The organism is Sulfitobacter sp. (genome assembly GCF_036961165.1).
Lineage (GTDB): Bacteria > Pseudomonadota > Alphaproteobacteria > Rhodobacterales > Rhodobacteraceae > Sulfitobacter.
This window is the reverse complement of the sequence record NZ_JBALVJ010000126.1, coordinates 1-6,344: the sequence shown is the minus strand read 5'-3', so window position 1 is coordinate 6,344 and position 6,344 is coordinate 1. Positions and strand designations below refer to the sequence as shown.

Here is a 6,344-nt window from a genome sequence, read left to right as displayed (position 1 = left end):
CCATCTGTCCCAAATCTCCGACTTCTGCTTGTCCGTGAAAAATACGCGGCGACGACACTTCATTTTGATCACTCCATCTTTGGCTAAAGATTAAAGTGTTGCGTCGACCCGTTGAAATCGCCGCTCTCTCCCGTCATTCGCCGCACTCTGCGTGAAGTTCCGGTTTGCCATTTTTCCATTTTGGGTCAGTTGATGACGTGACGGTCAAAGTCATGTGACTTTTAGCACGAGGTTCTCAACCCAGGTGCTGATCAACTTCATCCTTGAGGAAAATGTTGCCGTAATTCACCCCATCAGGTGAAAACGGCTTGATCCCTGCATCGAGAAGGTCCGCGGTTAGGCGTTGCCAGCTCCGATCGAACAGTAAGCTCATGCTCCGCAGCGTGTAGAACTTCGAATGGAACGCCTCCGCATCGGACTGACTGATGTAGTGCTGCATGGCATTGGTTCGTGGGTTTCTGATCTTTGTACTTGGTGAATGGCCTTTCAGGATAAGACGCCTGAATGCTGGCAGCTGCCGCGCACCGACTGACTTTGCGAACAGCTCGATTGAGGTGGCGTCCTGAACTTCGCCGCCAAGAAGAGCGACCACTTGATCATGATAAACATACAGTGCGGCATAGCCATCAAAGTCCGCATGATTGCCTACACGCAAAAGGTGTTTTCTCTGGATCGCCCGTATGATGTCTCCGGGCCGTATCTTCAGTCTCATCGCCGACTTTGAGATATGTACCCAGCCGTGCTGGGCTTGAACAAGACGCTCCGCACCGGAAAACATGCTGGTCAAAAAGTCCTGACCATCCTTGGGATTCCAAACATGCTTCGTATCCGCATCAAGGAGTGCAGGCTTCAAAATATCGTCTTCAAGCAGAATATCGAATTGTGAGCGAGTCATGCACAGGGTCTCCGCGAATGACTTTGCTGGCAATAAGGTCACCAAATCTGAGAGCAACGATGATGCGGCTTCAGCATCGAACAGGGCCCACGCATCAGGGAGATCGGTAGAGATGGGGTTTTTTGCCTCAAGCAGTTTGCGTAACCTGCGCTGATCAACGCCCGTTTCTTTGGCTGCGGTAATGACAGAGTGAAATAGCCTTTTCTCGACGGGCTCACCCATGAGTTCGTCCCCAAATAGTGACTTAAACGCATGACGTTTTCGAGACGACGTTTCCGCCGAAAAGACCTCTTTTAAAAATATATCGGTTGCTAGCCGCGATTTTCAAGCGTCGCGCAATTCTTGCAAAGTGCGAGACCATTGGTCAATGTCTGCTATGTGGAAGCTGCCGCGCAGCATTGTGTGTTGCCACCAAAGTCAGCTACGGGCCGGAAGCGGCAGCCTCCACGAAGGGCGGATTGCGGACATTCGCTGCGTGCGCAACAACAAGTGGGCTAAATAGTCGAAGCGGATATTGAAACTGGATAGGTTCTGAACACAAGTCTTGCCCAACCTTCTCACCGCCAAAAGTCTTTACAATGGCAAATTCTCTGGTTGGAAAACAGCGATCTCGATTGCCGTAAAAAAGTTAAAGTAAAACTTCGCGGCCGTCTAATTCTGCTCAATTCCTGGGTGTGATCGAATCCGACGAAATTAGTTTACGGACCTCTTGTAGCGACCTCTCAAGATAGCCATGTCATTGATATTGGCACTTAGGTGTGGCGAGTGCCAATGCGTCTCTACGCATGCCACCCTTTCCCGGAAATCTTCAGAAGGAGCATTTCCTCTATGTTTACTCCCCTCCATGACCGTGTCCTTGTTCGCCGCATCGAAGGTGACGAAAAAACATCGGGCGGCCTTATCATCCCTGACAGTGCAAAAGAAAAACCCCAAGAGGGTGAAATCGTCTCTGTTGGTGCAGGCGCAAAAGACGAGGCAGGCGCACGGATCGCCATGGACGTCAAAGCGGGCGACAGAGTTTTGTTTGGCAAATGGTCAGGCACTGAAATCAAGATCGACGGCGAAGAACTGATGATCATGAAAGAAAGCGATATCCTTGGCGTTTTAAGTTAAGCACCGCTGCCAATTTCACATAATTTTCAATTAGGAATATAGAAATGTCTGCAAAAGACGTCAAATTCGGCACGGACTCCCGTGACCGCATGCTCAAGGGCATTAATACACTCGCCAATGCTGTCAAAGTCACACTGGGGCCCAAGGGCCGCAACGTGGTCATCGACAAATCCTATGGGGCTCCACGCATCACCAAGGATGGCGTGACTGTCGCCAAAGAGATCGAACTGGCCGACCCATTCGAAAACATGGGCGCGCAGCTGATCAAGGATGTCGCATCGCGCACCAATGACGAAGCCGGTGACGGCACAACCACTGCGACAGTTCTGGCGCAGGCCATTGTCATCGAAGGCATGAAAGCCGTCTCTGCGGGTATGAACCCGATGGACCTGAAGCGTGGGATCGACAAGGCTGTCGCCGCCGTCGTTGCAGAGGTCAAAGCAATGTCGCGCCCTGTGGGCGATACGGCCGAGATCGCGAAAGTTGGCACCATATCCGCCAATGGCGAGGCCGCGATCGGTCAACAGATCGCGGATGCCATGGCCAAGGTCGGCAACGAAGGCGTGATTACCGTTGAAGAAAACAAAGGCCTTGAGACCGAGACCGAAGTGGTCGAGGGCATGCAGTTCGACCGTGGCTATCTAAGCCCGTATTTTGTGACGGACACGGCCAAGATGACGTCAAATCTGGAAGATTGCGTCATTCTGCTGCACGAGAAAAAGCTGACTTCCTTGGCCCCTATGGTGCCATTACTTGAGGCCGTGATGCAGGCGGACAAACAGCTGTTGGTGATCGCCGAGGACATCAGCGGCGAAGCGCTTGCAACGCTTGTGGTGAACAAATTACGCGGTGGCCTCAAGGTCGTTGGCGTGAAGGCACCGGGTTTCGGGGATCGTCGCAAGGCGATGATGGAAGACCTTGCCATTCTGACCGGGGGCCAGGTGATTTCAGAAGAATTGGGCATCAAACTGGAGAATGTCACGATGGACATGCTGGGCGATGCCAAGAAAGTCACCATCACCAAGGATACGACAACCCTGATTGACGGAGCGGGTGACAAGGCGGCGATCGCAGCACGGGTGACGCAGATCCGCGCGCAAATCGAAGAGACCACTTCGGATTACGACAAAGAAAAACTGCAGGAACGGCTTGCAAAGCTTGCGGGCGGCATCGCGGTGATCAAGGTTGGCGGCGCCACCGAGATCGAAGTGAAAGAGCGCAAGGATAGGGTTGACGACGCCCTGAATGCGACCCGTGCAGCTGTGCAAGAAGGTGTGGTTCCAGGTGGCGGTGTTGCGTTGGTTCACGCTGGTAAGGCTCTGAAAGGTCTGCAAGGAGACAACCCGGATCAAACGGCTGGTATTGCAATCATTCGCAAGGCCCTTCAGGCACCCCTTCGCCAGATTGCTGAAAACGCCGGCGTTGATGGATCGGTTGTTGCGGGCAAGGTTCTTGAGAATGACAATAGGGCGTTTGGCTATGACGCGCAGTCAGAAAGCTACGGCGATATGCTGAAGGCCGGTGTCATCGACCCGACCAAGGTTGTGCGGATCGCGCTTGAGTATGCTGCATCTATTGCGGGTCTGCTTGTCACAACCGAGGCTATGGTTGCCGACAAGCCAGAATAATCTGGCGGCAGCATGCATGACATGGGCGACATGATGTAAGCTACCCATTGATATCTGGGCCTGTTGATGAATGTCTGCAGGCCCTATGGCACAGCTAACGTCTTATTCGTCCGCTTGAGCGACATCTTGCACATTAAAATGCTGCGCGATGTACGAATGGCCGCTCTGACGGGCTGCGCCGCAGCATCGTGTCAGCGCGTGAATGGCCGGTCTGGGCCGAGAACCCAAGAACGCACCTCGTATTGTGCAAGAAACGTGTTCACCGCTTGCTGAATTGCAGTCTTATCCTCCAGCGATTGCTGAGGGTTCCCGGCGCGGTGTCCCTAATTTGAGCGAATGGGCCGAAGCTCTGCATTTGGTATCGCCATAGGTGATAAGCCGTGTGACAGCTTATCAGCTGTCACGGTGGTTGCGCGGTGCAACGCCGACGTCGATCAATCTGCGTTGCAAAGTTTGATCTCACGAACCAGTAAGCTCTGGACTTCGCCTGTTGGGGCAAGGTCTGAAGACATACACAAAACGGCGGACAGTGGAGAAACGATGAAGTTGAGATACTGGACAGCTCTTTTGGTCTTCGGCGGCATCGCGTTTGTCGTATCGACGCGATGGGATAGGCAACCCCGATACCAGGCCAAACTTTCTGATACAGCACCATCACTTCTACTGAGTGGTAACGAGTCGACAGATGCCACGTTTGGAACCGATGATTTGACAACCACGCCAGTTGCAGCGAGTGCCGATATCCTAACCCAAGCCGATAACACCGTGACTTGGACGCAAGTCGTAGACACTGGAGACAGTCTTTCGGGGCTTCTTGCCGAGGCCGGCCTCGACACCGGTGCAAGCACCGAAGTGACCGGTGCGATTGGGTCCGAATACGACCTCCGTCTTCTGAAACCTGGACATAACCTCAAGCTGACAATGTCCCAGGATGGGTTGCCCCGAACTGCCACGCTCGAAATCGAAGATGGGACGCTTATTTTTGTGACTTTCGGTGCGGCACCGTCGGTTCAAAGGCTGGCACCTGACCTTGATAGTATCCGACGGGCGGGTGAAACCACGATTGAAAGCTCCATCTATACGGCATTGGACGATGCAGGCATTCCGACCAGGTTCGCGACCGACCTCGAGTTGATCCTCGCCGGAGTGTTCGATCTACGGACAGTTCTCAGTGGCGGTGAGCGAATTCGTCTGCTTTGGCGGGAATACCGTTCTGAGGGCCGTGTTGTCGGCGAGCCGACCATCGATTTCGCGCAACTTGATCTGGCCGACGGCCGCTATGAAATCTTATGGCCGAATGATAATTCGTGGCGATCCATGATTTTCAAGGATGGTCACCTTGTGCAGACTTTTGTCCAACCGATCCGTGGCGCACGTCTCAGCTCTGCTTTCGGCCTGCGGATGCATCCTGTTCATGGGTATATGCGGATGCACAGCGGCGTGGATTTCGCGGCCGCACAAGGCGCGGTCGTCGAGACAACACAATCAGGAAAAATCGCCTTCATGGGCGAGCGCAGCGGTTATGGGCTCTTGGTCGAGATGGAGCATGAAGGCCGAACCAGCACCCTCTACGCTCACCTGAGCGCTCTGAACGAGGCATTACAAGTTGGCCAGCGCGTCGCGGCGGGAACAGAGATCGGCCGAGTGGGATCGACCGGCACGTCAACGGCACCACATCTTCACTACGAAATTCATATCGACGGCCGACCCGTATCCCCACTCGCCGACACGCGGCTGCACGGTCCGGACAACAGCACACCACAAGCGGCAGTGTCCCCTTTCCTTGTTGATAGCATGCAAAGTGAACTTGACCGACTGCTCGCATCGCGAGGATAGTTCGCCATCGTCATTGGTTCGAAACATTCACCCCCTCAACTTGGTCGCGTCCGGCACCCAACGACCGCTTTGGGGGAGCTGCATGGCAGCGGCATAACTTTCATTCAATGGCCGGTTAGGGCCGAAAGTGGCGATGCATTCGGAGCGGAGAAGGTAACTGGGCATTAGTCTGATGTCGGTCTATTGATTCGGAAACAAAAGGAGCCAGCTCATGCATCGCAACACCATTCCGGTAATTCTAACACTCGTGCTCGCCTCCGGTTGTAGCAATTTTTCCGATGACCGCACTTCGGTCGTTGGCACTGGGCAGGCCGAATTTCTGAAGTTGCGGGCAGGTCCGGGGCTAGGCTTTAGCGTCATCTTGGGCCTGCCTGACGGAACCTCACTCAATCGCCGTGATTGTGTAACCGAAATAGGTCAGCTTTGGTGCCGCGTTTCGCTCACGGCCGCGCCGCAGATCACGGGTTACGTCTCCGCCGATTACCTCTCGAAACGTTGACTTGGACCTGCTGGCGCTAACAGATATTTCACCAAGGAAAATGTCGCGCATTGCCCCTATGACTGCAATGAGATGAGCGGGGCATTGACTTGACCGATGCGCCGCAGCTTCGTTCCGTTTTTTCTATGCTTATGAGTTCTACTCAATTCCAGCAGTGGCACTCTATCGAACAACGGGCAGGTCGGACAGCCGAGTCGTGTATTTAGGGCTGCGGTGGTCAGCGCGCGGCTGCCACGGCCGCTTCATCCCTTCACTTGCCAACACCATCGTCTTCTTGCCGAAACGGTCGTTGACCTGATTGAGCGCCTACATGAGGGCCGCAGACTGAAGTGGTCCTGCTTTTTAGGACAGTTTTGCGGCTTGGCTAAGATGC

5 protein-coding genes and 1 pseudogene are annotated in these 6,344 nt (G+C 54.1%); 4 read left to right on the top strand and 2 right to left on the bottom strand.

The window, feature by feature from the left end; genetic code table 11:
• Positions 1-235: 235 nt before the first annotated feature.
• A complete protein-coding gene (locus V7730_RS21610) occupies positions 236-1,117 on the bottom strand; it encodes a hypothetical protein (RefSeq protein ID WP_335749625.1) in 882 nt (293 codons plus the stop codon).
• Between the two features lie 606 nt (positions 1,118-1,723).
• Between V7730_RS21610 and V7730_RS21605 the strand changes: the two genes are divergently transcribed.
• The 4 genes from V7730_RS21605 (at position 1,724) to V7730_RS21590 (ending at position 5,971) form a co-directional block, all read left to right on the top strand.
• Complete coding sequence (locus V7730_RS21605) at positions 1,724-2,008, top strand: co-chaperone GroES (protein WP_335749624.1); 285 nt, start codon at positions 1,724-1,726, stop codon at positions 2,006-2,008.
• 44 nt (positions 2,009-2,052) lie between these two features.
• Entirely contained in the window at positions 2,053-3,636 is a 1,584-nt protein-coding gene (gene groL / locus V7730_RS21600) for a chaperonin GroEL (protein ID WP_335749623.1), read from the top strand.
• Positions 3,637-4,344: 708 nt separating this feature from the next.
• Positions 4,345-5,472, top strand: a complete 1,128-nt coding sequence (locus V7730_RS21595) for a M23 family metallopeptidase (protein ID WP_335749622.1) — start codon at positions 4,345-4,347, stop codon at positions 5,470-5,472.
• Positions 5,473-5,683: 211 nt separating this feature from the next.
• Positions 5,684-5,971: an SH3 domain-containing protein gene (locus V7730_RS21590; protein ID WP_335749621.1), complete on the top strand. Its 288-nt coding sequence runs from the start codon at positions 5,684-5,686 to the stop codon at positions 5,969-5,971.
• Between the two features lie 162 nt (positions 5,972-6,133).
• On the opposite strand, the pseudogene V7730_RS21585 reads toward V7730_RS21590, so the two are convergent.
• Positions 6,134-6,265 (bottom strand): annotated as a pseudogene (locus V7730_RS21585) (DUF4113 domain-containing protein); the annotation flags it as partial.
• Positions 6,266-6,344 lie beyond the last annotated feature (79 nt).

What these genes read in the sequence shown, in the direction of transcription:
- V7730_RS21605 (WP_335749624.1), top strand. Translation starts at nt 1,724, where the DNA reads ATGTTTACTCCCCTCCATGACCGTGTCCTTGTTCGCCGCATCGAAGGT.
- V7730_RS21590 (WP_335749621.1), top strand. Translation starts at nt 5,684, where the DNA reads ATGCATCGCAACACCATTCCGGTAATTCTAACACTCGTGCTCGCCTCC.
- groL (WP_335749623.1), top strand. Translation starts at nt 2,053, where the DNA reads ATGTCTGCAAAAGACGTCAAATTCGGCACGGACTCCCGTGACCGCATG.
- V7730_RS21610 (WP_335749625.1), bottom strand. Translation starts at nt 1,117, where the DNA reads ATGGGTGAGCCCGTCGAGAAAAGGCTATTTCACTCTGTCATTACCGCA.